Source organism: Flectobacillus longus, from assembly GCF_030056705.1.
In the GTDB taxonomy this organism is placed as follows: domain Bacteria; phylum Bacteroidota; class Bacteroidia; order Cytophagales; family Spirosomataceae; genus Flectobacillus; species Flectobacillus longus.
On sequence record NZ_JASHIC010000005.1, the window covers coordinates 1 to 26,817 of the forward strand.

A 26,817-nucleotide genomic window follows, 5' to 3' on the forward strand; every position below is an offset into this window, starting at 1 on the left:
TAAGAATCTTGGCAATTTCGGTCGGACTAAATTTGCTGATTTTCATAATACTTACCTAAAGTTAAAAAATATCACACTTTTTAAACTTTTAATCCGTACTATTTTTGGGGAAGCTTACAAGCCCTAATTCGAACATTTCGAATTAGGGCTTTTTGTTGAATTATTCAATAACAAATAACGCCTACTCAAACATCAAATACAGTGTAACTGAATGAGAATTAAGTCTTTGTATGGCGTTAGAATATGAAAGTGGATTAGTTGGCGCCACATACATATTGACTAAGCCATGTGAGAATCGTAGTTCTGGGGTGAATTTGAAGTATTTGAAAAATTGTTCAAATCCAATACCGTATTCGATTGAAAAATCTCCTGTTTTAGTATTCAATCGAGTGGTCGTTGCTGCATTTTTACGAACATTTGCCTCAAGACCTATCTTAAAACCTGCATCTACAAACATTCTCGAATTTCCTCGTCTTTGAGATTTTAGCTTTAGTAATACTGGTATTTCAAGCCAAGTTGACTCTCGTAATTCGGGTGGATAAGCTGGCGAATGATCAAATCGGTAATCAATTTCACGACCATAAAGGGCAATATTAATACCCGTTTTAAGGTCAAAATGCTTGCTTAGCGTAAAATTGGCAATACCTCCAACGAGGAATGCAAAATTGCCTGGCGAAACAATCGACCTTGATGTATCGGAGGGCGCTGCTACTTGAGGGCCATGATACAAGTTGAATCTAGCATCTCCAAAACCAAAAAGAAATCCAAAATGCACAAGTTTTTCATCATAAAACTCGTCATAGATTCTTTTGTATTTGTAGCGTTGCGCCTGAGATTTTGGAGAAAATCCTAGCACCAATATGCCTGTAACAACAGCAAAAATTATTTTTTGCCAATGTAAATCGTACTTATTCCGAACGTAAGTGGTAAGCATTGCGTCTGAGTAAAACCTGCTTTGTGATACACTTTCAAAAAGTCTTCACCATCAGGAAATGCTTGTACAGACTCTGGAAGATATGTATAAGCCGATGAATCTTTTGAAACCATATTACCAATAGTAGGCAAAATGTATTTGAAATAGAAATTATAAATCTGTTTGAAAGGGAATGACTTTGGTTTTGAAAATTCCAAAACAATACATGTACCTCCTGGCTTCATTACGCGGCACATATCGGTAAGACCTTTCTCCAAATTTTCGAAGTTTCTTACGCCAAAACTAACGATGACAGCATCGAAAGTATTGTCTTCGAAAAGTAATCTTTCCGAATCACCTAATTGCATTTCGATGATATTATCAACGCCTAATTTCTTGATTTTCTCTTTTCCCACATTCAACATTCCTTCCGAAATATCCACGCCGACAATTTTTTCAGGCTTTAAAGCTAAAGCTTCGATAGCAAAATCACCCGTTCCTGTGGCAATATCTAGGATGTTTTTAGGCTGAGCAGCTTTCAATAATTTGATGGCTTTTTTACGCCACAAAATATCAATACCACCGCTCAAAAGGTGATTTAAAAAGTCGTATTTATGTGAAATATTATTAAACATTTGAGCTACTTGCTCCTTTTTGCTAGCCTCTTGCTCTTTGTATGGAAGTACTGTCATTGTACAAAATATTTTGATGAAAAAAATGCCTTAGAAGTCTACCTACGCATCTGTAATTTGCAAAATCCAAAACAGACCACAAAGTTACACTTCCTATTTGAGATAACAGCCTGTAAAATAAGAATGTTTTAGGATACATAAATTATCCCTACCTTAGTGTAACTGGAGTGTAGAGCTATCATAAGGATTTCGGATTCGTAAATATCTAATGATTTTATCTTTAAAAACTTATCAGAATCCCAAATCCACAATCAAAAATCTCATATCCACAATATTCCTAACCTTTCAATCTCTTCGCTATGATGTATTTATTGAGTTTACTAATGATATCGGCTGGCATTTTTCATTTTGTGAAGCCTAAGTTTTTTCTAGCAATAATGCCGCCATATATTCCTGCTCATCAGTTGATGGTGGCGCTGAGTGGCCTAGCAGAAATTGTTTTAGGAATAGGTTTACTTTTTGAAAATACTCGCACATGGTCTGCTTGGGGAATTATTGCACTTTTGATAGCAGTTTTTCCAGCCAATATTTATATGGCCACTTCCGATAAATTTAAACAATTTCCTAAATGGATTTTGTATGCTCGTTTGCCACTCCAATTTGCCCTCATGGCATGGGCATATAGCTATGCGTAGTGGTTTTCGGCTTTCAGCCATCGAAAGGATGCACTTCCAAGAGCCAACGGCTGACCGCCGACTACTCTTTCTAACTCATAAAATAGTCTATGAAAACACGTTTACTATTAGTGGGGATATGCCTGTTTTTAGGCTTTTCCTCATTTTCTCAAAATGCCTATTATGATGCGCTTACCTTGCGTGTGTATAAGGATTCTTTGGAGAAAATTTATCCAAATTCAAGCCGTGGAGGTGCCAAACGGACTTTCTTCGGCTATCTGGATACGAAAAGAGTTATGAATGCCAAAGATTATGAGGCGATTAAAAGCTTTGTGAAAAAGCCTTTCTCTAAAGTCAATAATGAGCTGAATACGATTAATCAGTTGCCCAATGCTTTTAAACTTTTTCATGAGTTTGACGGTGCACAGTCAGTAATTAATGACAAAGCTCGTGTAACAGCCAAAGCAATAGATACTCTCATGAGCAAACTCAAACTGCGCATTGACTCGCTCAATACACGTTATAAAGTCAATGTGGTATATAAAACGACCAATTTTGTAGGGGCTGAACGTTTGCCTATTTCGAGCCGTAATCTCTATGTGAAGTTTGAGCCAATGCCCGATTCTGTTCGACAGAAATATCAAGAGTCAATTCAAATAACACAGTTTAAAGTGGGTGAAATAGCCTCTGATTTGGATTCGACCTTAAGCGAAATGGCAGGTGCACGTATAGCGATTATGGATTCGGTCATTAGTAAAAATCTTATCAAGAAAAAGGAAAAAGAGATTCTCGAAACACAATCATTTGTTACAACCGATGCCCTTAACAATACGCGTAAACCTCAGTTACAAAGCACTTCGACCTCGGGCTCGGGGTTATCTTTGGACATGACCACTCGTATGGTGGACGCAACCGCCAGATGGTTGGTCAAACGTACTAAACAGGAATTGACTTTGGCTTTTTTTGATAAACTCCGAAATCGACTCGACACGATTCCTGAGCTTCGGGCTTTTTTTCCTGCTACTTATTTGATGTTACAAAATGATGAAAATATCTATCGTTTGCCTTCTTTGGGGAATACTTGGTTGGCGGCTTTTCATGCCGATGTAACCAAAATTCCACAAAATTTTGAAAACTATATTCAACAATATCATCCTGAAATGCTGAAGGAAGATAGCTTCAAAATCTTTTTGATGACTTATCATTCTTTTGATTTATTGGAAAAAGGTACCAATCCTGCGACACTTTTAGATTTTCTGAAAACACGTTATGCGACCGATGCCGACATTCGAACTTCGGAAGTGAGTCGCACGATACGTTTGTTAGCATTGTTGTCGGACAACCTCATTGACTTGACAAATGACCCTGCCAATAAAATGTGGATTCGTCCTTCGGAGGCACTTAAGCAGTTTTCTGACCCCTTGGTTGGTAGATATTTCTTGGGACTATTGTACCAAAAAGATGCATTGCTTTTCAATAATTTAAAAGTGGGTTCAGATGGACAGAGTCTTGGGAATTGGCTCGGTGAGTCCAATAATCGTTTGGAGTATTTTAATCAAACGGTTAGCCAGTTTTTACTCATGCTAGATGATATTCAAAAGCAAATTGTCTATAATTCTACCTCCGATAATCTGCCTTTGCGAGATGTGAAGCCCTTTTTACATTATACCCAATCGATTTTTGATATGGTGAATGTAGGTTTTCAAATCAAGTATTTGCTCAAAAGTGGTGAGCCAGATACAAGCTTTTACAAAAGTGCTTATAATCAAAAATGGAAACCCATCGCCACCGATGCCATCGAAGCTATTAAGGCATTTTATACTAAAAGTTATGGTTCAGGCTTACTGCATACTATTGCAGCGATGAAGCCTATTTGGGCAGAGGTTAGTCCCAAAGATGTACGCTTAGGGCTTTTGAATAATGGCTTGGCAATTTTACAAAAAACACATATTGCTCAGGTTGAAAAGGATTTGACTTCAAATAAAGGTTTGATAGCAACAAAAGAAAAAGAAGCTAATGCGCTTTTGAAGCAACTAAAAGAAAACATGAACAAAGATTCTTTGAGAATTTTGACCATCAAAAAATTACAAGAAACCAAAATACAATTGGAGTTGCTACAAAAACAAGTAGAAGATTTGACAAGCCAGAAAAAGACTTTTGAAAGTGTTCAGAAAAGCTTATCAGAAGTAAAAAATATCGATGAATTGATGGCACAAAATAACACCAAGGTTCAGAAAAAACAAAAGGAGCGACTCAAAGCAAAATTTGATCAAATTACTTTTTATGCCAATTTTATGACCGATGTAATTACTTCAGATTCGACTACGGATTTACAAGAAATTATTGATAAATATGCGGCTCCAGTTGGCTCGTATAGTCTCAAACGCAAAAATGCTTTTAGTCTCGATATTAATGCTTACCCAGGGTTATATGCAGGCGTTGAGCAACCCATTGCTTCAAGTCGAGGCGTGTCGCAAAGTGCTTTTGTGACAGGTATTACAGCTCCGATTGGCGTGGCTTTTAGTTGGGGTAAAAAAAGTAAAGTATTAGGAGGATATGAAAGAGATAGTCGTGGAGGACATTCATTGAGTTTGTTTGTGCCAATTGTTGATATTGGGGCAGCATTTAGCTATCGTTGGTCACAAGGAGATGAGATTAATGGTTTTCCGAAAATTAAGTTTTCTCAAATCTTTTCACCAGGTTGTTATTTGGTTTGGGGCGTCAAAAATGCTCCTATTGCTTTGAAAGTAGGTGCGCAAATTACGCCACAATTGAGAGAGGTCAATGTTACCTCTTCGTCAGGAGGATTGACTAATACGGTATCAGAAGTGAGTATGCTACGTTATGGTATGACTTTGAGTGTAGATATACCAGTTTTTCATCTTTTTGAGAAAAGGATGAGATAATAAATGAATGTTTTTGATTAAGAAACATGAGTCATTTTGAATTGAGTGAATGGTAACATACTAAAACTTTTATTCTACTAGGGTGCGACTAAGTCGTACCCTAGTAGAATAAAATGTAATGATTTTAGCCTATGAGTCCTAATATATGCAAAATGAGATGGCGCCTACAAAAGCTCACTTAAAAACCTTCTAAACTGAAGAACAGCTAGGGTAGAGGCATTGATATTGCTTTACTGGTCATTTGATACAAAATGATAATTAACAGATTGGCTAAGAGATATGTTTTATCGATAAATTGGAATACTAAGAAATACTTTCGATAAATCTTCTATTATAAACAATCGTTCAGATTAAAAGCCAAGTCTTCTATTTGTGTTTTGGTAGGGCTAATCCCTGCTGTGATTAACTTGCGAGCATTGAGGTGATCGGCAGCACGGTTTAAGGAATCAACAGCTATCAATTGTTTATTTTTGAAATAGTAAACGGAAAATTTATCACTTCCTATTTCTCCTCTCAATACATATTCGTCAAAACCTGCTGATATACCAACCATCTGTAGTTTTAAATGATACTGATTTGTCCAAAACCATGGAACAGCACGATAGGCTTGTGGTTGTTCTAGGATATGATTTACAGCTACCTTTGCTTGATCAACAGCATTTTGGACAGATTCTAATCGTATGTTTTTTCCAGCAAAAACATTGTAATGGTTGGCACAATCGCCAATAGCATAAATATAAGGAACAGAAGTCTGCTGAAACTCATTTACTACCACGCCATTTTCACAAACGATACCTGCTTCTTGAGCCAACGAACTTGCTGGAATAACCCCAATGCCTGCCAAAATTAGGTCTGCTTGGATAAAACCTTCTTTTGTCTGAATACCCTCGTTTGAGATTTGTTCAATATGTGAGTTTAAGCAAATACGAACGCCATTATGTTCATGGGTTTGTTGAAAAGTAGTTGAAATAACAGCAGGTAAAACTCGTTCCATTAACCGAGTTTGTGCTTCAATAACGGTTACTTGCTTTCCTTTTTCGGCTGCTAATGCAGCTAATTCTAAACCAATAAATCCTCCACCGATTATAGCAATGTGCTGACTACTTTCGAGTCTTTGGGCAATTACTTGGGCATCATTTAAGGTTCGTAAGTATAGAATATTAGGTGCTTCGGTACCATTGAATACCAGCTTTCGGTTGTTTGCTCCTGTAGCTAAAATCAAATGAGAAAAAGAAATAGTTTCTCCAGAGCTTGTAACTACCCGTTTTTCAGAGACCTTTATTTGCTGTACTTCTTCGCCTAGTCGTAAGTGAATATTATTATTTTCGTAATAAGTAGCTGCACGAAATAGAATAGCTTCTTCCGACTGCTTACCTTGCAGAAATCCTTTTGAAAGAGGAGGCTTCTGATAAGGCATTTCTTTTTCAGAAGCAATGAGTACGATTTCACCATCAAACCCCTCTTCTCGTAAAGAAGCTACGACTTGTATTCCCCCATGTCCTGCTCCAATAATGACCACCTTTTTACTCATTGTTTTTCGGGAATTCTGACGATGATACCATCTAATTTTGGAGAAACTCGTACTTGACAACCTAAGCGACTATTGGGTTTTATTTCGGCAGAAGCCCCTTCTAACATTTCTGCTTCTTCTTCTTCCATTTCGGGTAATAAATCCAAAAATTGTTCGTCGATATACACGTGGCAAGTTGCACACATACATGAGCCCCCACATTCGGCAACAATGCCTTTTACGTCGTTTTGAACAGCCCCTTCCATGATGGTTGCTCCCATTGGTAAGGATACTTGATGTGCTGTTCCGTCGTTCTGAATATATGTGATTGTTGGCATAAATAATTCTGTTTTAAGATTCAATATCTCTTTGGTTACTAAATAAATTTGGATGAAAGGATGATTTAAGAACAAGCATAAACCTTAAATGAATTGCTTCCCTCCATCTACTATGATGGTTTGACCTGTCACAAAGTCTGATGCAGGAGACGCTAAATACAGTGCTGTTCCTACAATATCTTCGGCCGACGAAGGGCGTTTGATTGCCCCACGGTCAACACCATACTTGTTGGCATTTTCCATTATGGACAAACTGGCTTCAGTAAGCGTAAAGCCTGGGGCAATGGTATTGACATTGATATGAAAATCGCCTAATTCCTTTGCCATCGAACGAGTAAAACCAATCACTCCTCCTTTAGATGCTACATAATGTGACCAATTGGGCGAGCCGCTCATAACGGTGGCAGAAGAAATATTGATAATTTTTCCTGAGCCATTGTTTTTCATAAAAGGGAAAATAGCCTTTGAAACCATCCAAACGCCTTTTAGGTTGACGTTCATTACCAAATCCCATTCGGCTTCGGTAATTTCAAAAAATGGCTTTCGTTGAATGGTTGCATAAATGGCTGCATTATTAACAAGTACATCAATGCGACCAAAAGCATCCATTACTTGTTGTGCCATCCTTTGTGTTGATTGTTCGTTAGCAACATCCACTTCAATAGCAATAGCGCCTTTTATTTCACTTGCGGTTTCGATGGCTCCTTGTATATTTTTGTCACAAACGGCAATTTTTGCCCCTTGTTCTGCAAATGCTAAAGCAAATGCTTTTCCTAAACCTCCTGCTGCCCCTGTTATGACGACAACTTTATCTGTTAAATTGAACATTTGTCTATTGAGTTAAATCACTTATGCAATTGGAGAATAAGTGATACCTAGCCAAGCGGATAGATTTCTGAATAAATTTGTCTTATTACGCTTTAAGTCGTAAGTATCTTATAGTCAAATACTTATAGTTGGTTGTTTATTTGAGCTATTTCCAGCATCATTATAGCAAGTCGCTTTCCTTCTTCAGTCAAAAAGGTAGGTAGTACAAATCCTTCTAATATTTTCAGAACTTCTGAGGGAGGAATACCAAACCATTCTCCAATGATTTTATTTCCATGTGGGGTATATCGCCAAAGTTTATCTGCATCCTTGTGAATAGCGTCGTTCAACGAACGGCTATTTTTAGTGGTATCGTGCCCATCTATCAGGGCTACGATATCCGTAATTCGCTCACTCGAAAAACCTAATTTAGGTAAGGCCTCTTGAGCAATGGTTACACTTTCTATTTCATGCTGGCGAGTGAGTTCTGGATATTTATTATTAGGACCAAAGGCATCAAAGAGTTTTTCTTTAGGAATTTTAGACCAACCTGTATCATGAAAAATAATTGCTGGCAGTACTATTTCTAAGTCTGAGGTCGGATAAAACCGACATAGTTCTTTTGCCAAATAATACGAAAACTGTGTATGTTCATCGTTATTTCGGACATTTAGGTGTGCTTTGGCAACTTCCCAAAGTGCCAAGTCTTGTTCTCTAAAAATCATAATTTCAACTTATTTTGATAAAGAATACACAGCACTAAATTTGTTTGTTGATGATTAGTAATTCAGGTAAATAGTTTTCAGTTCAGTGTATGCCTCAATGCCATAGTGACCTTTTTCTCGTCCAATACCACTTTGTTTGACTCCTCCAAAAGGGACATCATGATACGAGCGACTGATGTTGTTAATCCAAACAGAACCAGCTTCTAATGACTCAGCTATTCTTAGGCCTGTTCCCACTTGTTCTGAAAAAACATACGCTGCCAATCCATATTCCGAATCATTGGCTAAAGCAATAGCTTCTTCATTGGTTTCGAAGGGCATAATACCTACTACAGGACCAAAGGTTTCTTCGGTCATAATCTTCATGGAGTGGTTAGTATCTGAGATAATTGTTGGTGGAAAATACCAACCTTTATCATATTCTTCTCCACGTAAGCGTTGTCCTCCTGTCAGCACTGTTGCTCCTTTTTCAAGGGCATCCAAAACTTGAGCCTCACTATTTTGATAAATTTTTTGGTTGACTATTGGTCCCATATCAGCATTTGAATGAGGATTCCCTAGTTTCAACTTCTGCGCTAAGGCAACAGCTTGTGCTAAAAAGGCTTGGTACTTAGTTTTGTGAACATATACTCGGTTTACACGATAACAAAACTGCCCACTGTTGGCAAAAGCATGACGAACGATGGCAGTGACTGCTGTAGTTATATCGGCATCTTCACAAACGATTGCGGGTGATTGCCCCCCCAATTCTAAGGTTATTCGCTTGTTGTGCATCGCTGCCGTAGCCCCGATTCGTTTGCCTGTGCTAGTTCCTCCTGTGAAAGCAATTTTGGCAGTAATTGGATGTTCAATAAGAGCGTTTCCAATTTCATAACCCCAGCCTGTTAGCACATTAAAAACGCCAGGAGGATAGCCTGCCTCCATAAAAATTTCGGCTAAGATTAAAGTCGAAATAGGCGTATCTTCTGAAGGTTTGGCAACTACAGTGCATCCTGCCATTAAGGCAGCCCCTAATTTCATTACCAACAACGTAATGGGATAATTGAAGGGGGTAATGGCAACTACCACTCCAATAGCTTCACGAACGATTAAGGCTTTTTCACCCTCTAAATTATGCAGGGGAATTTCGCCTTTCATACGAAGTCCTTCTTCGGCATAAAAATCTAGTAAGTCTGCACTACGACTTATTTCAGTGAAACATCCCGCAAGTGGCCTGCCCAATTCGCTGGCTAGGCTATTGGCTAAACGCTCTGCATTTTGACGCATCAAGGTGGCAGCCTTGTGTTGCAACACAGCTCGTTGAGCCACTGGTGTTTTCTTCCAATTTTTAAATGCCAGATTAGCAACATGTAGCGCCTCATTTACGTCTTTAATATTACTGCAAGCAAAGGTTTCGATTACTTCTCCTGTGCAAGGATTGAAGACATCGGCATATTGTTCGGAACGAGGTTTTGTCCACATTCCATTGATAAAATTTTCCATATTTAAAGCACGTCACACAACAACGCTTTTCGTGTTTGGGCAAGGTCTGCTTTTGCCATTTCTATAGATTCAGGTAAGTGTAATTGAGGAATAATGTCTGTTTCTAGGCGATTACAATAACGAGAAGGTGTTTGTTTAAACCAATCACAAGCAATACTTACACCTGTAACTGTAAAACGCCAAAGTTTATCGGCATCTCTAACAATTTCATCTTCCAATGATTTTGCAAAAGCACGAGTATCGTGTCCGTCTATAATTACGCCTACTTTTTCTATAAATTCAGTTGGGTAATTTAAGCTTGACAATACCTCTTTTGAAAGTCTAACCCCTTCTGATTCATGTAAATAACGAACGTCGCTCTGCATGAAATTTTCTGACTGAAAACCTTTTTTAAAAATATCATCTTCATCAATCGAATACCAACCAATGTCATGCAAAATGATACCAGCGGCTGCTAAATCAGCATCGGCATCGGGGTATTTCTCAATGAGTCGCAAAGCATAATCAAATGAAAGTGGAATATGCACATCGTTCTTACGTACTCGCATATACTTTTCGGCTGCTTTGAAAATCTCTTGATAATTGGTCATTGTATTTGGCGATTATGTGCTTTGCTCGATGCGTACACGTGTTGATGGTTATGTTGTTGAATTTAAGCCTAATAGGCAAATTCAAAAGGTAATATGCTTTTGTTCCAGTTTGATGTTTTGGATAGATATAGACTAGCCAACTAGTAGAAGTTGACTAGTCTTAAATAATCGACTCAAATTCCTGTAAATTATTATGGTATATTAGTTTTTGACTAGGCAGTCTCTAAAATGACAACTTCGCCTGTTGAACCATCCACTTGGATTAAATCACCCGTTTTAATAGTGGTACTTGCAGAGCCTGTGCCTGTTACCGCAGGTAGACCATACTCACGACATACAATAGCAGCATGCGACATCATACCTCCAATATCAGTAACTGTAGCTTTGATTTTGCCAAATACTGGTGCCCAGCTTGGAGCGGTTACTCGGGTCACTAAAATTTCTCCTTGTTGCAACAATCCCAATTCTTCTGGGTTGTTGATTACTCGTGCAATACCCTCTACTTTTCCAGCAGAAGCAGCCATACCTTTTAATTGATTGGTAGTTTCGCCACTACTTAACCAGCCTTGTACACTCTCAGTAGTGATACCCCAAAGCATAATAGTAAATGGCTCGGTAACTACTGCTGGAGGCTCGTTGAAAGCTGGCTTAGGAGCTGCTGTCGATAAAGCATCAATGATTTTTTTACGACGCGCTACTTCATTTGGTAAGTAATCAGGGCCAATGGAAGGTACGCCCATTGCCCAACCACGACCATAATCAAAAAGTAATTGATGAATTTCCTCACGACGGAAATAGAACATATCGTTAGGGTCAGCAAAGAAGCCTGCTTGTACAAATACATTAGCTAATTCACGCATTTTACGCCAGAATACACACATAGCCCAGTGTTCAATATAGAAATTATGGTTTTCTACATACGGGAATACTACACGCGCCAGACCTATTTTGCCATCAAAAGCTGCTTGAGCATCTTCGCTTGCAATAGAATCTCGGTATTCTTCGGTAATGCGTTCTCTTTCTGCCGCAATGACTTCTGTCGGACGGTCGATAGTTTCCCCTTTTTCCAATCGTATAACATAGTCTTGGATATAGCCAAAAGGAATTTCAAGATGTTCTATCCAATACTTATCTGTTGAATAAAAACCGTTTCCAGTAGTAAAATTAAACCATGGATATTTAGCTTTTTCCCAAGCTTCAAGCCATGTTTTTCCTGCTTCTGATTCGGCTAGGATAGCTAAGGCTGCATCAACATTGTGTTTTGTAATGATGTTGTTGACCTGTAATTCAATGGCTAATTTGGACAAAATACGTAATTCCTCGTCAGGGCGAAATAGGTCTACTTCTACGCCTTGTACCATCTTGGCAATCGACAAATCAGGTATTCCAGGGAATGTTTCTTTACAAAAACCAAAGAAATCAAGGTAAGCAGCGTAACCCAAATTCAAGAACTCAAAATGATATTGCCATGTTTTGTAGCACAAATCAATCATTTTATCATAATTCTGAATCATAAAGTAGGTAGGGTCAAGTCCAACGCCATTTTTTACCCACTCCATATCAATTACTTCTGGAAGAGCTTCAAAAGTAACAGCTTCCATATCATCGATAACTGTTTTTACTTTTTTATGCCAATTTTCCAATAAGTCATTCCAATTCATGAAATAATGTCCTGCCCTTTCCATAAACTGAGGTACACGGTCGGCAATAAGCTCGGGAGCCACTCCCACAGGACTCATATAACAATAACCATTATGAATCTTAAAATCAATACCATTTGCTGGCGGAATTAACCACTGACGAGTATTATATTGTCCCAAGCATTTTACGGCAAATTCTACCGTGATAGCATCAAAAGGCTTAAATACCTGTGGCCAGTGTTGTGAATCACAAAAAAAGAATTTTGATTCTTCGGTGGATTTCAAGTTTTCTTGAAAAACCATGTAATATGGATACAACTCTTTCCATCCTTCTGCTCCTTCAGGAGCTTGGTGATCGTAAGGGCTAATGAATTTTTGAGACATAATTTTCAAATGGTTTTATGATTATTGTTGTTTTTTGAATAATTACTTTTTACTCGAAATTGGATTCATGAGTGTATTCAAAATACCCTCCATTCCCATTTTAATTGCTCCTGTTTCGACTTTCTTCTGTGTCCAAACTGTTTCGGGACGACTTTGGAGGAGGGTAAAATTCTGTCCTTCTGGCAAATCAAAATCAATTGCCCATTCGATATCTTGCGGACATTTGTAGTGCTTTTCTATGATTTTTGCCATTCTACAAATTTCCTTTACTTCAGTTTCACTCAAACTTGGTTGGGAGGCTCTTGCTCCTTCTATTTCTTTAGTCACTACGCAGCGATTGGCACGGTCAGGTATGTGTTCGATATGCTTATGCTGAATGTCTGACTTTAATACCTGTAACATAATTTTATCGACCATAAAATTATCGGGGGTTACTTCTCCCGAAACTACTGCTTCTCCTAAGCCCCATGAGGCATCAATGACAATTTTAGAACGGTCGCCATTGGTTGGGTTAAGAGTCATCGCAACGCCTGCAGTTCGTGCATTTACCATTTTTTGTATTACTACGCACATCAATACTTCGCTTTCGATAATCTCTTGATTTTTACGGTAGTTAATAGCTCTAGAAGTGTACAAACTTGCCCAACATTTACGTACGTTTTCGAGTACTTCGGCTTCGCCAACAACCCACAAATAAGTATCTTGTTGTCCTGCAAAACTTGCATCAGGTAAATCTTCGGCTGTTGCAGATGAGCGTACCGCTACGGGTAAATCGTTATTCATGCCTGCCATTTCGCACAACACCCGATATGAAGTTTTGATACTAGCTTCAACGTCATCAGGTAATGCTTTTTGTAGAATTATTTGACGAATTTCTTCAGAAGCTAAGTCTAACTCAGCTACGTTAGAACAATCAATATTATTTACTTTTTCAATGATGATGTCTGTGATTTTTCCAGATTCTAGAAAAGTAGCGTAAGCATTGGTTGTTACACAGAATCCTTGTGGAACAGGTAAGTTTGCCGTTGTCATACTAGCTAAACTTGCTCCTTTACCACCCAATAAATGATAATCTTCGGGTAAGGCCTCTTTGAAAAATAAGGTATATTTCATGTTTTACTTGTTGAGTTTGTTGCTTTATTTAACGGATTGATTTTGCCATTGTACATCTAATGCTACAGGAGCTCTGAAAGAGGTATTATGAGCAAATTCAAATTTTTGATTAGGCTTTAGACGCAAATCAGGAATCCGCTTACTTAATTCTTCTAAAACTACTTTTGCTTCTAATTTAGCCAAAGGTGAGCCCAAACAGAAGTGAATTCCCGCTCCGAAAGATAAATGTTGATTGGCATTAGAACGCTCAATATCAAAGGATTCTCCTTCTGGAAATACAGCCTCATCTCGGTTGCCAGATCCCATTACTAACAAAATATTGGAACCTTTAGGAATAGGTATTCCGCCAATTTCAGCATCTTCAACGGCTTTTCTTCGCCATGATACAATAGATGGACTAAAACGTAAAATTTCATCTACTGCTCCAGGTATTAAACTTGGATTAGCACAAATTGCCTCCCAACTTTCACGGAAGGTCAGTAACTCTCTAATGCCATTTCCTAACAAAGAGGTGGTGGTTTCGTGCCCTGCAAATAAAGCACTGTAACACATAGCGGCGATTTCTCGGTCAGAAATTTCATATCCTTCCGTTTGATAACGAACCAAATCCCCTGGTAAGTCGTCCGTTGGATTGTCTTTTCTTAATGCGACTAAATGTTGGCAATAATTCCAATATTTAATCATATTCTCAGCGTGTATTAGTTGGTCATCTTCGCTCAAATCACCCCACGTTAATAGCAGGCGGCTTTCTGCCCAGCTTTTTACTTGTTGTACCTCCTCTTTGGGTACTCCCAAAAGCATGAAAATGACAAATGCAGGCAAGTCATAGGCCAAATCTTTGATGATATTCGTTTCTCCTTTGTGAATAAAGCCCTCAATCATTTCGATGGCTAACTCACGAATTCTTGGTTCTAGTTTTTTGAAACGACTCATACTAAACGCCATACTTACGATACGTCTAATACGAGTATGATCAGGGGGGATTCTTCCCGATAAACCCGAAAGTCCTACCATACCAGCGGTTTCCATTAGGGCTTTTGCTTTGGGGGAAATTTCTTTGAGAGGAGATTGTGCATTTTCAGAAGTAAAAACTTTCCAATTGGCAAAAACAGATTTCACATCTTCAAAACGTGTTACAACATAATAGCCTAATTCTTGGTTGAAGAAAACAGGTTTTTCTGCTCGTGCTTTTTGATAAAATGGAAAAGGATTACTAAGTTCAAAGGGTTTAAACTCTTCACTTATTTTATGATATGGGCAACCAACAGGAGGATTCATTTCGAGTTTGTGTTTTGAGTTTTGTTTTGATAGAACAAATCTAAAACACAAACCTTTGGTTTTTCTTTGGTTTTTTTAGTAGTATTCTAATTTTTTTTAGAAATATTTACATATAAATCTCGTATTTCTTGAGAAGGATACCCCATGTTAAATTTTCGAAGAGATTCTGTATAAATTTTAAATTGTCTATGAAGTGCATCAAAGCGTTTTGATTCTGCCAAGGCTAAGAGTTTTTCTTTTTGGGCAGCTTCCAAAGTTGGGTCTTCAGCCAAAACTTTATCACAATAATTGATAGCTTGTGATAATTGACCTAATTGCCTATAAATATTTGCCAAACTGTACAGCAATTTATGGTACATTTCATGAAACCAAAAACGCTTGCTCCAACACCAATCATTATCGTTATTTTCAATATATTTTATGGGAATATCATTGAATAAGTCTCCACTGTAAAGTCGTTCGGCTGATTCGTAGCATATTTTCGCTTGTTCAAGATTGCCTTCATTGATATGTTGATTGCCTTTAAAACATAGTTCTTGAAACATGGGCAAATCAATCCAGCTATCATAAGGAAGTCTTAGATAATAAACGGAACTCTGGTGAATAATAAATGATGAATCTCGGACAGACTCGCCATTTCCATTTAAGACCATTCTTAAATACCGAATAGCATGGTATAGTCGATTGAGGGCCTGTTCGGTATTATCAGAATCCGACCATAGTAAGTCGGCTAATTCTTCGGCGGTAGCACCTTTTTCACCTCTAATGAGCAAAAAAGCAAAAATCGTTTTTAATTTTTTGGTAGCTCCTGCTTTGGTATTCCAATCAATCAATTCTCCATTTTCTCGATGAATACGAAGCTCTCCAAAACAGCGGATTTTCCAACGCCCTTCGTTGGCTTGCGCTACCATAGAGTTGAAAATTTTTTCGATAGGGTAATTCTCTTTTTCGTTATTAGCTGTTTGGGGTTTAGGGGTAATATCTCTTCGTTGCGAATCAATATTTGACAACCAGTAGTTAAATCGGGGTTTAAGCTGATTTTTCTTGATAATTTCAGAAGGTAAAAAATAGGGATTTTCTTTAATGCCGTCAGCAGTATAAATATTGGAATGAGAAAAAAGCCCAAGTAATAATTGTTCGTTTAACAGGATAGATTCGTTATAAACGCATACGATGGTTATGGTATTTGAAGCCAAATACTTTTGAAATGCTTCGTGGAGTTCTCGCAAATATATATCGCCTGATGGAGAACGCACAGCCCAAGTCATCTCACAAAAAATAACTAGCGATTCGTGGCTAGTAAGAGCTACATTTTGCTCAATAGCATCAATAACAGGTTGGGCTCGCACTACTTGCTCTCTCAAAAAGAAATCGGAGGATGAAAGCACTTCTCCTTGATTTTCAAGATGATTTGTCGAAAATATATCTTTTACTTGTGCTACCGTATGTTCGTCTGCAATATAAATCCACTGCCGAAATCCATCCATGATGTTAATGACATCGCGCCATAAGCTTGTTTTTTCAGTAAAAAATAATCCCAAAAATCGTTGTTGTCGTTGTTCCATGAAGTAAAAATCTAGCAAACGATACAATTAATACACTATGGTAAGGTACTCACTAACCAAAACATTGCCTAAATAAAATACAAAACCACTGATAATGTTTGTATTTGTTATACTTTATTAGTGATTTTTCGATAGGGTAAATGAAAACATCATTTTGTGCAGAACATATAAATATGGTTACAAACAAAACTACTAGGCACATGAACGAAAATTTATGCTGAAATTTTAGCTATTTTAATGAAAGCAGGAATAACAAATGAGACGTACTTTGATTATAACCTAAGGAAACTGAACCGAAAAGTAGGTTTTATATCTCAATCGTTTACCGTCTTGTAAAGCAGGAACCCACGGTGCGGAGGCAAATAACGCTTCTTTTACAAGACCTTCTAGACCTTTATCGGTGTTGTTGGTAGGTAGAATATGAACAGAAGAGATGCAACCATTTTTTCGATAATGATTGAACACAAAACCATTGCCTTATCTTGAATGGAGCTTTTAGAGTGCTTTTGTAGATATTGTTTTACAAAACGACTTAGCGCCATATTTCCTTCGGGGAACGTTGCAGGATGTTGTGTTGCCATATATACCGTCGTATCAGGACTAATTTCTTGGTAAGAACTCATAAAAGATTCTATATCAAATACCCTGATTGTATCTTGCTTTTGCGCATGACTTGTATGTTCCATTGTACCAATAAGAAGGAGATTGATGAGAATGAGTTTCATAGTTGTAGGGTTTGTGTATATGTATCTTATTTCTTCAAAAACTCGTCCCAAAAACTTCGTATATGTTGATTGGTCGGTCTGGGTGCATTGTCGCTAATTATGGTACCATCGCGTCCTACGAGCATATAACGAGGAATGGAACTTACCTTAAACTTGTCAGCAAATGCAGACTTTTTTCCATCAGGCATCAGATAGTGAGTCGACGAATCTAGACCTAATTCAGTAATAGCTTTTTGCCAAGTACTTATATTATCATCAATTGAAATATAAACAAACTTGATTCCTTTAGTAGAATATTCTTCTTTAAGTTGCTTTGAAGTAGGCATTTCTGCTCTACAGGGAGCACACCACGAAGCCCAGAAATCTAGATAGATAAGTTTATGCTCGTCTGTACTCAATAGCTCTCTCCATGTATGTGCCTCCAAATCTTTGTTTGAAATAAGTTCGCTATCTAAAATGTCATTATTCACCCCTAATCGTTTAGCCAGTATTTGTGGTTGAAAACTCTTGATGACGTATTCTTTTAAAAAGCTATCCGAAGCATATTGTAGGTATGCTTCCAGTGTCGTGTTTGTATTTTCTTGTCCTAATACCACCGCAGCACGAATTGAGTCATACATTGCCATTTCACGAATTTTTCCTTTAAATGTTTCATTTGCAATGCTTATCAAGGTAGCTGCGTCGGTTGGCTGTTTTCTCTTAAGTGCCCAACTGTATAGAAATTGTTGAACGTAACTTCTTTGCTCGCTTGAATAGAAAAGAGCTTCATCTAATTTTACAGTGGTGCTTATTTCCTGCTCAATCAGCTCATGACTCTTTTTAAATGTTCCTCTATAAACAGAATAATAGCCAGACATCAAGCTTGAGAGTTTTCTGAATAGAAAAAGTGCTTGTAATTGTGAAATGAAAGAGGGACTTAATTCATAAATTTGCTGGTACTTACTCAAAAAACGCATACGACTCTCGAATTTCTCTCTCGCAAATGTAATTTCATCAATGGGAGTGGATTGGACAGGCATTAAATCGGCTCCGAAACCTTCAAATAAGCCCAGCTCCTTTTCCATTGCGACAAAAAAGTTGAGTTCATTTGTACGCACTTTATCCTTGGTACTAAAATGAGTGATGTTTTCCTTATCTTTTTCGACTAGGATTGTTTCGTTGGGCTGGACTAAGAAGTTATTTACCGTAAATCTCCCATGAAACTTACTGTAAAGTGTTTTTCGAGTGGGAGTACTATCAGTTACAATCACCAAAATAGGATAGTCGAAGTATAGCTTTAACAGAGTATCTTTCTGTATTTCGTATAAAACAGGACGTTCACCAAATATATCGTTATAGTAGAATTTGAACGGCTTCTCTTTTGAAGCCCGAATATCTAATAACGTGGAATCAGTGGTACGAATATTTTCAGCATATAGAATAGCGCTATGACTTTTAAATAGAAAGCATATCCAGAAAAAAGAGAGAAGGCAATAGGTTTTGTACATGATTTTATGAGGTTTAGAAATAGGAGTAAAAATTTAATTTAGAAAAAACTACTAAATTCTTAGTTATAGCAAATTTTAGAAAACTTACTTAGATTTCCAAATCAAAAAAAGATAAAAGTTACCTTTCTGAGCTGTAGGAGCGAGTCATGATAAAAATCAGACAAATTCTTACAGCTCAGTAATTCTTATCATAAATGGTATGCTTGCATAATATTTTTATTTGTATTATTTTTACTTAAAATAGAATATAACTTTTAAAGAAATAAAATCCTATTTAATATATGGCACAACAATATTCTCGTCGAAATCTCGACTTTATGCTCAAGGAGGTACTCAAAGTGGGAGAACTTACGCAGTATCCTCATTTTCAGGATTACACGCCTGATATGTTTGATATGGTATTGGATACGGCTGAGGAAATTGCCGACAAAATCATGCGTCCTGCCTACGTGGAATCTGACCGTAAACAACCTGAGCTTATCAATGGGCAGGTAAAAGTGCATCCTGCTGTAAAGGATTATATGAAAGCGATGGGGGATTCTGGCATGATTAGCGCCACTTTCCACTATGAGCATGGTGGACAGCAATTGCCTTTGTTGGTCAATGCCGCCAATGAGTTTATTCGTGGAGCTGCGCACAATTCATTTGTCATGTTTACGGGCTTGACTGCTGGCTCGGCACATTTGATTTATTCTTTTGGCTCTAAAGAATTACAAGAAAAATTTGCAGATCGTATGATTACCGCTGAGTGGACAGGCACAATGTGCTTGACTGAACCTCAAGCAGGAAGTTCTTTGTCGGATGTCGTGACTACGGCCTCACCTCAGGCAGATGGAACCTATAAAATCAAAGGGCAAAAAGTATTTATCTCTGCGGGAGATCATGATATTGCCGATAATATTATTCATTTGGTTTTGGCGAGAATCGAAGGCGCTCCGCTGGGTACCAAAGGTATTTCTTTGTTTGTGGTACCGAAGTTTAGAGCCGACGACGCTGGTAATTATACGATAGACAATGACGTGGTTTCGACAGGTATTTATCATAAAATGGGTCAAAAAGCTACGCCAGCGATGCACTTGACTTTTGGTGATAAGGATAATTCTGTAGGGTATTTGGTAGGAGAGGCCAATCGTGGTTTGCAATATATGTTCCAAATGATGAACGAAGCTCGTTTGGGTGTGGGTATGGGTGGTACTTATATTGCTTCGGCTGCTTATTATGCGGCTTTGGAGTATGCCCAAGAGCGTCCGCAAGGCCGTAGATTAACCAATAAGAATCTCGTTGACTCACAAACGTTCATTATCAATCACCCTGATGTGCGTCGTATGTTGACGTTCCAAAAGGCGATTGTCGAAGGTTGTATTGGTTTGTTGTTTCAATGTTATTGGTGGCAAGATATGATTCATGGCTTGGGTAGTGACAACGAGGAGGCAAAAGCTTATCAAACAATGCTAGATTTGATGACGACGGTTGCCAAAACGTATCCAGCCGAATATGGTATCAAAGCGGTAAATGAAGGTTTGCAAGTATTTGGAGGGTATGGATATACCGAAGATTTTCCGTTGGAGCAAATGGCACGTGATGTAAGAATTATGTCGATTTATGAAGGCACCACGGGAATCCATTCTTTGAATTTACTGGGTAGAGGTGTTACTGCGAATGGTGGCAAAGCGCCTCAACTTCTTTTTGCAGAAGTGATGAAAACCGTCATAGAAGCCAAAAATCATGAAGTTTTGTTACCGTATGCTGAAAAGCTAGAAAAGGAGTTAGGTCGTTTACAAAAAGTAACTATGCATTTGCTTGGCTTAGCCGCCCAAGGAAACAATGAGGTATTTTTGGCAGATGCTACTTTATATATGGAGTTGTTTGGTATTATCACCGTGGCTTGGCAATGGTTGAAACAAGGCGTTGTGTCACAAAATGCGATAGAACAATCAGCGCCGACTGGCGATGAACTGGCGTTCTATCAAGATAAAATTCATACGATGAAATTCTATTTTCATTATGAACTAATCAAGACTTTGAGCCTTGCCGCAAGATTGTTGGATACAGAAGTACTGACGGTGTTACATGAGGAGGTAGAAGCCTAGCAGCTATCTATTTCGGATTTGGGATTTGAGATTTCGGAAATGAAGGAATATGCCTTATTTCCGAAATCTTATATCCCATATCTCCAACCAAATTAGAGTTTTTCACCTGCTGTTACTACCATTGGAATGAGGTTTTCTGCTGGAGGTAGCGGACAAGTAAAGGTATGGTTGTAGGCACAAAAAGGATGATAGGCTAAGTTAAAATCAATCTCAATTTGTGAATCTTTCTCATTCTTAGGATCAAGATCAATATATCTTCCTGCACCGTATGTTTCTTTACCCGAGGTCAAGTCTTTGAAAGGTAAGAACAACATTCCTTCACTATTGATAAAAAGTTTCAATGAAACCTTTTTGCCATCTTTTTCAAAACTAATATTTCCGTAAGGTTCATAGGTTTCTGTTTCGCCTCCTGTCATTTGGATTTCGAATTTCTGACCACTTTTTACTTTATCTATTTTACCTAAAACCTTCCAAGTTGGGTCTATTTCAAAGTACGATAATCCTTTGAAAGTAGCTTTGTCTTCGATGGGAGAATCTTTGTCTGTCTTGAGAGACTGATCCTTTTCTTCACGAGCCTTTTGGAGTTGTTGCGTGTAGGCAGCGTTATCCTGCTTTGGTGCCGATTCGCTTCCGTTGAATATGGTATAGCCAACAATGACTAAAATCACTAAACCGATAATCCATTTTAAATTTTTCATTTGCTTCTGAAATTCGCCTTTTGTTCGTTCTTTGTTTGCAAAGATAACAATAGAGGCAATCATTTGTTGGAGCTTGTTGTTAAAGAATACAAAGGCGCCAAGTTTTGAAGTGAAAGCGATTCCAATAAATCCTTAACTTTGCGCCTGCTAATGCAAATTTTCATTTTAATCTTTTACAACTATGTTTACAGGAATTGTTGAGGCTATCGGCGAGGTGGTGGATATTCATAAAGAAGGTACAAATATTACATTTACGTTCACTTGTCCGTTTACCAATGAGTTGAAAATCGACCAAAGTTTATCTCATAATGGGGTTTGTCTTACGGTGATTGCCATAGAAGGAAATCTATACTCAGTAACGGCGATTGATGAGACTTTGAAGAAAACCAATCTTGGAAAATTGGGAGTCGGCTCAAAAGTAAACCTTGAGCGTTGTATGCCTGCCAATGGTCGTTTTGATGGGCATATTGTACAAGGGCACGTCGACCAAATTGGTCGTGTAACAGCGATTACCCCACAAGACGGTTCGTGGTTATATGACTTTGAATATGAACCAGAAGGACAAAATATTACGGTAGAAAAAGGCTCTATTTGTATTAACGGAACCAGTTTAACCGTTTTTAATTCAGGTACCAATACTTTCCGTGTGGCAATTATTCCTTACACGTATGAACATACAGTTTTTCATACTTTGAAAGTAGGCGATATCGTCAATTTGGAATTTGATATTGTAGGAAAGTACATTCGTAAAATGATGAATTTAGGATAGATTTTAAGCTCTAAAGGGCGTAAGGTCAAAATCATATTTAATTTCTTGGCACAAGGCAAATAGTGTTTAAAACTATTTGCCTTGTGCCTCTTGCCTAATAGATAAATATTATTCTGTATGGTTGCTAAATGTAAAATGCTGACAATTAGAAATTTATATTCATAATTTGCAATTCATCATTCAACACTCGTACTGTAAAACCTCTTGTTAATAATGAAATTAGTAAAGTTCCTTGCCTTGGTATTGTGGAGTAGTCCTCTTGTTTTTTCCCAACAAATTATCCCAGAACCTGTAGCCCAACAAAAAGCACTTGGCGAGTTTGTCCTTACGGCCGATACGCGTATTCATATACCCAAAGGAAATCTAGAAGTACGAAAGATTGCTGAGTTTTTGGCAATGACTTTGGCTATTCCTACGGGGGTAAAACTACCTGTATTGGAGACACCCAAAATAGGAAAACATATCAATTTTAAGCTGGAAAGTACACCTTTCAAAGTCGTTGGACAGGAGGAGGGATATACTTTGGATATTACGCCTAAACATATCGACATTAAAGCACAAACACCTGCGGGCTTGTTTTATGGCGTTCAATCTTTGATTCAGCTTTTTCCCAAACAAGTTGAAGGTAAAAAGTACCAAAGAATGGTTTGGAAAATCCCAGCGAGTAGTGTCATCGATTATCCTCGTTATGCGTGGCGTGGCATTATGTTGGACGTAAGTCGCCATTTTTTCCCGAAGGAATATATCAAAAGTTTTATCGACCAACTGGCACGTTATAAGTTCAATACCTTTCATTGGCATTTGACCGACGATCAAGGCTGGCGAATCGAAATAAAATCTTATCCAAAACTCACCAGCGTAGGAGCTTGGCGAGTGCCACGTGTGGGTAATTGGTGGGAAAGAGAATTACCTCAAGAAGGCGAGAAACCTACTTACGGAGGATTTTATACCCAAGAAGACATTAAGGAAATTGTGGCGTATGCCCAATCAAAATATATACAAATTTTGCCAGAAATCGATGTGCCAGGGCATAGTTTGGCAATTCTGACGGCTTATCCAGAATTGTCATGTGCAGGAGGCAATAAGTTTCAGGTGAATGCAGGATGGAAGTTTTACCGAGATGTAGAAAACTCACTTTGTCCATCAAACGAAAAGGTATATGAGTTTCTAGACAAAGTCTTTGGCGAAGTAGCCGAGCTTTTTCCACACCCCTATATCCACATTGGTGGCGACGAATGTTATAAAGGATACTGGGAAAAAAGTGCCGAATGTCAAGCTTTGATGAAAAGAGAGGGCTTGAAAAATACGGTTGAATTACAAAGTTATTTTGTCAAAAGAGTCGAAAAAATCCTATCGAGCAAAGGCAAAAAACTCATAGGATGGGATGAAATTTTGGAGGGAGGTTTAGCTCCAGAAGCTACTGTAATGTCGTGGCGAGGCGATAAAGGTGGGATAGAGGCTGCCAAACAAAATCATGCCGTAGTAATGACGCCCAATACTTTTGCCTATTTGGATTTGTACCAAGGTGAGCCAACAGCAGAACCAATGACCTATGATTTGTTACGCTTGAAGAGAGTGTATAATTTTGAGCCAACACCTGCTAGCGTGAGTTCTTCCTTGATTTTGGGTGGACAAGGGAATCTTTGGACGGAGTCTATTCCTAATTCTCGCCATGTTGAATATATGATGTATCCACGAGCGTGGGCTTTGTCGGAGGTATTATGGAGTAAGAAAGAAAAGCGAAATTGGGACTATTTTATTACCAAAATGGAAAACCAATTTTTGAGAATGGACGAAGCTTCTATCAACTATTCACGTAGTGTATATGATCCTTTGGTTAGAACCATGAAGGAAGGTGCAAATCTCAAAATCGAGATGCTTTCAGAAATTAAAGGCTTGGATTTGTATTTTACTTTTGATGGGACAAACCCCGATGCTTTTTCTCCAAAATATCAAAGCAAATTGGATATTCCTAAAAATGCTTCTTTCTTGAAAATTCAAAGCTATAGAGGAGGCAAACCTATTGGACAACGACTGAGTATCCCTGTAAAGTCTTTATACGACCGTGCTGGGCGCTATAATGCTGATTTTGGATTTTAATAAAGGATGGGAATCCTTTGCAAAAAAGGTGCTGGATGAGAATCCAGCACCTTTTTGCTTTTATTTACAGAAACCGCTTTTTCAAAGTATCCATAATATGTGTGGCGTGCACACGGGAGTTTTCGATAAACAAAGAGTGGGTATTCATACCACCACAAATAACCCCAGCTAAGAATACGTTTGGTAAGTTGGTTTCTTGCGTTTTATCATCATAAAATGGCTTACGAACCTCATCCTGAGAAAGCTCAATGCCCATTTTCTCCAAAAAAGTTAGATTGGGCTGATAGCCAGTCATGGCAATTACATAATCATTTGGAATCGTAACGATACCCTCTGGCGTTTTGATGTCTACCTCATGCTGACGAATTGCTGCTACTTCTGAGTTAAAAAATGCTTGAATAGAACCTTCTTTGATACGATTTTCAATATCTGGTTTTGCCCAATATTTTACTCTTTCACCAATTCCTTCGCTTCTGACAACCATGGTAACATTGGCACCTTTACGCCATGTTTCTAAGGCAGCATCAACGGCAGAGTTATTGGCACCTACCACGAGTACATTTTGCATAGAATAAAAATGCGGTTCTTCGTAATAGTGCGTTACTTTAGGCAAATCTTCGCCCTCAACCTCCATCAAATAAGGAATATCATAAAAGCCTGTAGCAATAACGATGCTTTTGCATGAATACTGTGCCTTACTTGTAGTGATTTGATACAAGTTTTCTTGTGAAGTAACCGATTCAACGGTTTCAAATAAATTAATGGCTAGTTTACGATGTACCGCTACACGACGATAATACTCTAACGCTTCCGCACGCGTTGGTTTTGCATTGTTAGAAACAAAAGGGACATCTCCAATTTCTAGTCTTTCTGAAGTACTAAAAAAAGTCATGTTAGCGGGATAGTTGTAGAGAGAGTTGACCAAACATCCTTTTTCCAAAATCAAATAACTGAGACCCGCTTCTTGAGCTTCTAGTCCACAAGCTAATCCAATTGGGCCTGCACCAATAATAATTACATCGTAGTTGTTCATCGTTTGTTTCGACCTAAAATGGCAAAGTATCTGTTCATCATTTCTTTGTCCTTTCGGATTGCCTCTAAGTTGTTATAAATAGCATTTTTATTATCTAAAACACCTTTTATTTGAGCCAAAGGACCTATATGATTATAATAATCTAAGGACTTGTTTAGTTCCATTTCGGCTTTGTGAAGTAGTTCAAACATTTTGTTTTTATACTGTAAAGCCAAGGCCTGTTGTTCTTTGGGATTTTTATTATCCCTAATCAAGCGTGATATGACGGTGTACTCTTCCAGTGTTTTGGTGGAGCGAGTAGCATAAAAATACCCCAACATATTGTGGGCATTATCGTTTTTGGGGTCATGCGCAATGATTCGCTCTTGGGTTTCTAACACCTGAGTTGTAGAGTCCAGACTTTCATATTGAGCTAAAATTCTTTCGTAATCAAATCTTTTTGTTTTCAGAAAAGGGCTTCCTTTGACAAATTCTTCATACGAAATAATTCTTTTTTGTAACTGCCATACGGGGTCGCTAGGGTAGTGGGTTAGTAAGAAAACCGCAGGAGAAATCATGTAAAACTCCCATGAACGACGTTGCTGGTAGGTGTTGTTGATCATGGCGCCCGAACTCCATGTGAGGTCGAGCAAATACCATTTTTCGTTGAGTTTTACGGCATTCCAAGCATGGCTTTCTATCCGAAAAGTAGAGTCGGAAGGATTGGATGAATTGCGAATTTTGCCCAAACCCTCAATCACTTGGGTTTTGATTCCTGCGTATTTGCAGAGGTCATAAAAAAGATTAGAATAGCCACCACAAATTGCTTTTCGAGTATTGAGAACCACAGCACTGGATTGAGAATTACCCAAATCGAGGGAGGGAAGCCGTTGCTGAAAAGTCTCCAAATCGTATTGGATAGAGCCAGTAATCCACTCGAAAATAGCTGCTACTTTCAAGGAATCGTTTGGAGCAGATTGTGTTAGTTGTAAGGATAATTGCTTTACAGAGTTTTGGGCAAAAGAATTTACCGAAATACTCAGTAAGATTAAATATGTTATGTACTTCATTAAAAATCAGTCTAAAAAATGGTCCAGTCAGAATACACGTTCTCAAGTTTCACGCAAACCATATTAGCGAAATTCGCTCTATGCTTATACTAGAATATTGCTTTGGGCTGTAGGCGCCAAGCATTAGGCATACGAATTAGCAAAAATATTCATTGAATGGCGGCATCTTTCACGCAAACAGTCTATGATTGTGAGGATGTAAAATTTTACTACTATAAAAATATAAAGTTCGGGGCAAGTTTTTCAAATAAAATGAAGTCATTTGTTAGAAATATTTTTTCAAGAGTTAATCTTTCCGTTAATTACACA

Annotated in this window: 22 protein-coding genes; 5 read left to right on the forward strand and 17 right to left on the reverse strand. The window is 38.0% G+C overall.

All coding sequences use genetic code 11. The features are described from left to right. Positions 1-181: 181 nt before the first annotated feature. Both porT and ubiE read right to left on the reverse strand, forming a co-directional pair. Positions 182-934, reverse strand: a complete 753-nt coding sequence (gene porT, locus QM491_RS04205; protein WP_283325988.1) for a type IX secretion/gliding motility protein PorT/SprT — start codon at positions 932-934, stop codon at positions 182-184. Next, positions 883-1,605 carry a bifunctional demethylmenaquinone methyltransferase/2-methoxy-6-polyprenyl-1,4-benzoquinol methylase UbiE gene (ubiE, locus tag QM491_RS04210; protein WP_095161934.1) on the reverse strand — a complete coding sequence of 241 codons (723 nt, stop codon included), beginning with the start codon at positions 1,603-1,605 and terminating at the stop codon, positions 883-885. Before ubiE ends, porT begins: the two co-directional genes overlap by 52 nt. 323 nt (positions 1,606-1,928) lie before the next feature. Between ubiE and QM491_RS04215 the strand changes: the two genes are divergently transcribed. Then, a complete protein-coding gene (locus QM491_RS04215; protein WP_510186158.1) occupies positions 1,929-2,240 on the forward strand; it encodes a DoxX family protein in 312 nt (103 codons plus the stop codon). 89 nt (positions 2,241-2,329) lie between these two features. Continuing rightward, positions 2,330-5,125: a hypothetical protein gene (locus tag QM491_RS04220; protein ID WP_283325990.1), complete on the forward strand. Its 2,796-nt coding sequence runs from the start codon at positions 2,330-2,332 to the stop codon at positions 5,123-5,125. 331 nt (positions 5,126-5,456) lie between these two features. Here the strand turns inward: QM491_RS04220 and QM491_RS04225 are convergent, their stop codons facing one another. The 12 genes from QM491_RS04225 to QM491_RS04280 all read right to left on the reverse strand — a co-directional run bounded on the left by QM491_RS04225 (position 5,457) and on the right by QM491_RS04280 (position 18,769). Further along, on the reverse strand, positions 5,457-6,656 hold the full coding sequence (locus QM491_RS04225; RefSeq protein WP_283325991.1) for an NAD(P)/FAD-dependent oxidoreductase: 1,200 nt from the start codon (positions 6,654-6,656) through the stop codon (positions 5,457-5,459). Continuing rightward, on the reverse strand, positions 6,653-6,973 hold the full coding sequence (locus tag QM491_RS04230; protein ID WP_283325992.1) for a 2Fe-2S iron-sulfur cluster-binding protein: 321 nt from the start codon (positions 6,971-6,973) through the stop codon (positions 6,653-6,655). Before QM491_RS04230 ends, QM491_RS04225 begins: the two co-directional genes overlap by 4 nt. 84 nt (positions 6,974-7,057) lie before the next feature. Beyond that, on the reverse strand, positions 7,058-7,801 hold the full coding sequence (locus tag QM491_RS04235; RefSeq protein WP_283325993.1) for an SDR family NAD(P)-dependent oxidoreductase: 744 nt from the start codon (positions 7,799-7,801) through the stop codon (positions 7,058-7,060). A gap of 122 nt (positions 7,802-7,923) precedes the next feature. Continuing rightward, the gene (locus tag QM491_RS04240) at positions 7,924-8,505 is read right to left on the reverse strand and encodes an HD domain-containing protein (RefSeq protein ID WP_283325994.1); all 582 of its coding nucleotides are present in this window, start codon (positions 8,503-8,505) and stop codon (positions 7,924-7,926) included. A gap of 54 nt (positions 8,506-8,559) precedes the next feature. Further along, positions 8,560-9,987, reverse strand: a complete 1,428-nt coding sequence (locus QM491_RS04245; RefSeq protein ID WP_283325995.1) for an aldehyde dehydrogenase family protein — start codon at positions 9,985-9,987, stop codon at positions 8,560-8,562. A gap of 2 nt (positions 9,988-9,989) precedes the next feature. After that, a complete protein-coding gene (locus QM491_RS04250; RefSeq protein ID WP_166577983.1) occupies positions 9,990-10,577 on the reverse strand; it encodes an HD domain-containing protein in 588 nt (195 codons plus the stop codon). A gap of 212 nt (positions 10,578-10,789) precedes the next feature. Continuing rightward, positions 10,790-12,601: a PEP-utilizing enzyme gene (locus QM491_RS04255; RefSeq protein ID WP_283325996.1), complete on the reverse strand. Its 1,812-nt coding sequence runs from the start codon at positions 12,599-12,601 to the stop codon at positions 10,790-10,792. A gap of 42 nt (positions 12,602-12,643) precedes the next feature. After that, positions 12,644-13,714: a PEP/pyruvate-binding domain-containing protein gene (locus tag QM491_RS04260; RefSeq protein ID WP_283325997.1), complete on the reverse strand. Its 1,071-nt coding sequence runs from the start codon at positions 13,712-13,714 to the stop codon at positions 12,644-12,646. Positions 13,715-13,738: 24 nt separating this feature from the next. Continuing rightward, the gene (locus tag QM491_RS04265; protein WP_283325998.1) at positions 13,739-14,992 is read right to left on the reverse strand and encodes a cytochrome P450; all 1,254 of its coding nucleotides are present in this window, start codon (positions 14,990-14,992) and stop codon (positions 13,739-13,741) included. A gap of 86 nt (positions 14,993-15,078) precedes the next feature. Further along, a complete protein-coding gene (locus tag QM491_RS04270) occupies positions 15,079-16,557 on the reverse strand; it encodes an AfsR/SARP family transcriptional regulator (protein WP_283325999.1) in 1,479 nt (492 codons plus the stop codon). A gap of 386 nt (positions 16,558-16,943) precedes the next feature. Beyond that, positions 16,944-17,282 (reverse strand): hypothetical protein, encoded by a 339-nt coding sequence (locus QM491_RS04275; protein WP_283326000.1) that lies wholly within the window; start codon positions 17,280-17,282, stop codon positions 16,944-16,946. 26 nt (positions 17,283-17,308) lie between these two features. Then, on the reverse strand, positions 17,309-18,769 hold the full coding sequence (locus QM491_RS04280; protein WP_283326001.1) for a TlpA family protein disulfide reductase: 1,461 nt from the start codon (positions 18,767-18,769) through the stop codon (positions 17,309-17,311). 281 nt (positions 18,770-19,050) lie between these two features. Between QM491_RS04280 and QM491_RS04285 the strand changes: the two genes are divergently transcribed. Next, on the forward strand, positions 19,051-20,859 hold the full coding sequence (locus QM491_RS04285; protein ID WP_283326002.1) for an acyl-CoA dehydrogenase: 1,809 nt from the start codon (positions 19,051-19,053) through the stop codon (positions 20,857-20,859). A 92-nt stretch (positions 20,860-20,951) separates the two neighbouring features. On the opposite strand, the gene QM491_RS04290 is transcribed toward QM491_RS04285, so the two are convergent. Then, positions 20,952-21,557, reverse strand: coding sequence for a DUF1684 domain-containing protein (locus tag QM491_RS04290; protein ID WP_283326003.1), 606 nt, complete (start codon positions 21,555-21,557; stop codon positions 20,952-20,954). Between the two features lie 181 nt (positions 21,558-21,738). Between QM491_RS04290 and QM491_RS04295 the strand changes: the two genes are divergently transcribed. Together QM491_RS04295 and QM491_RS04300 are read left to right on the forward strand one after the other, a co-directional pair. Then, a complete protein-coding gene (locus QM491_RS04295) occupies positions 21,739-22,326 on the forward strand; it encodes a riboflavin synthase (protein ID WP_283326004.1) in 588 nt (195 codons plus the stop codon). Between the two features lie 213 nt (positions 22,327-22,539). Continuing rightward, entirely contained in the window at positions 22,540-24,426 is a 1,887-nt protein-coding gene (locus QM491_RS04300) for a beta-N-acetylhexosaminidase (RefSeq protein ID WP_283326005.1), read from the forward strand. Between the two features lie 64 nt (positions 24,427-24,490). On the opposite strand, the gene QM491_RS04305 is transcribed toward QM491_RS04300, so the two are convergent. Next, the gene (locus QM491_RS04305) at positions 24,491-25,459 is read right to left on the reverse strand and encodes a YpdA family putative bacillithiol disulfide reductase (RefSeq protein WP_283326006.1); all 969 of its coding nucleotides are present in this window, start codon (positions 25,457-25,459) and stop codon (positions 24,491-24,493) included. Then, positions 25,456-26,508 (reverse strand): transglutaminase domain-containing protein, encoded by a 1,053-nt coding sequence (locus QM491_RS04310; protein WP_283326007.1) that lies wholly within the window; start codon positions 26,506-26,508, stop codon positions 25,456-25,458. The genes QM491_RS04305 and QM491_RS04310 overlap by 4 nt, the downstream gene beginning before the upstream one ends. Positions 26,509-26,817 lie beyond the last annotated feature (309 nt).

Excerpts from the sequence above, each read along its gene's own strand:
- QM491_RS04270 (WP_283325999.1), bottom strand. The coding sequence starts at position 16,557 with ATGGAACAACGACAACAACGATTTTTGGGATTATTTTTTACTGAAAAA.
- QM491_RS04255 (WP_283325996.1), bottom strand. The coding sequence starts at position 12,601 with ATGTCTCAAAAATTCATTAGCCCTTACGATCACCAAGCTCCTGAAGGA.
- QM491_RS04225 (WP_283325991.1), bottom strand. The coding sequence starts at position 6,656 with ATGAGTAAAAAGGTGGTCATTATTGGAGCAGGACATGGGGGAATACAA.
- QM491_RS04250 (WP_166577983.1), bottom strand. The coding sequence starts at position 10,577 with ATGACCAATTATCAAGAGATTTTCAAAGCAGCCGAAAAGTATATGCGA.
- QM491_RS04305 (WP_283326006.1), bottom strand. The coding sequence starts at position 25,459 with ATGAACAACTACGATGTAATTATTATTGGTGCAGGCCCAATTGGATTA.
- porT (WP_283325988.1), bottom strand. The coding sequence starts at position 934 with ATGCTTACCACTTACGTTCGGAATAAGTACGATTTACATTGGCAAAAA.
- QM491_RS04285 (WP_283326002.1), top strand. The coding sequence starts at position 19,051 with ATGGCACAACAATATTCTCGTCGAAATCTCGACTTTATGCTCAAGGAG.
- QM491_RS04245 (WP_283325995.1), bottom strand. The coding sequence starts at position 9,987 with ATGGAAAATTTTATCAATGGAATGTGGACAAAACCTCGTTCCGAACAA.
- QM491_RS04220 (WP_283325990.1), top strand. The coding sequence starts at position 2,330 with ATGAAAACACGTTTACTATTAGTGGGGATATGCCTGTTTTTAGGCTTT.
- ubiE (WP_095161934.1), bottom strand. The coding sequence starts at position 1,605 with ATGACAGTACTTCCATACAAAGAGCAAGAGGCTAGCAAAAAGGAGCAA.
- QM491_RS04290 (WP_283326003.1), bottom strand. The coding sequence starts at position 21,557 with ATGAAAAATTTAAAATGGATTATCGGTTTAGTGATTTTAGTCATTGTT.
- QM491_RS04260 (WP_283325997.1), bottom strand. The coding sequence starts at position 13,714 with ATGAAATATACCTTATTTTTCAAAGAGGCCTTACCCGAAGATTATCAT.
- QM491_RS04280 (WP_283326001.1), bottom strand. The coding sequence starts at position 18,769 with ATGTACAAAACCTATTGCCTTCTCTCTTTTTTCTGGATATGCTTTCTA.
- QM491_RS04235 (WP_283325993.1), bottom strand. The coding sequence starts at position 7,801 with ATGTTCAATTTAACAGATAAAGTTGTCGTCATAACAGGGGCAGCAGGA.
- QM491_RS04310 (WP_283326007.1), bottom strand. The coding sequence starts at position 26,508 with ATGAAGTACATAACATATTTAATCTTACTGAGTATTTCGGTAAATTCT.
- QM491_RS04275 (WP_283326000.1), bottom strand. The coding sequence starts at position 17,282 with ATGAAACTCATTCTCATCAATCTCCTTCTTATTGGTACAATGGAACAT.
- QM491_RS04295 (WP_283326004.1), top strand. The coding sequence starts at position 21,739 with ATGTTTACAGGAATTGTTGAGGCTATCGGCGAGGTGGTGGATATTCAT.
- QM491_RS04300 (WP_283326005.1), top strand. The coding sequence starts at position 22,540 with ATGAAATTAGTAAAGTTCCTTGCCTTGGTATTGTGGAGTAGTCCTCTT.
- QM491_RS04230 (WP_283325992.1), bottom strand. The coding sequence starts at position 6,973 with ATGCCAACAATCACATATATTCAGAACGACGGAACAGCACATCAAGTA.
- QM491_RS04265 (WP_283325998.1), bottom strand. The coding sequence starts at position 14,992 with ATGAATCCTCCTGTTGGTTGCCCATATCATAAAATAAGTGAAGAGTTT.
- QM491_RS04215 (WP_510186158.1), top strand. The coding sequence starts at position 1,929 with ATGATATCGGCTGGCATTTTTCATTTTGTGAAGCCTAAGTTTTTTCTA.
- QM491_RS04240 (WP_283325994.1), bottom strand. The coding sequence starts at position 8,505 with ATGATTTTTAGAGAACAAGACTTGGCACTTTGGGAAGTTGCCAAAGCA.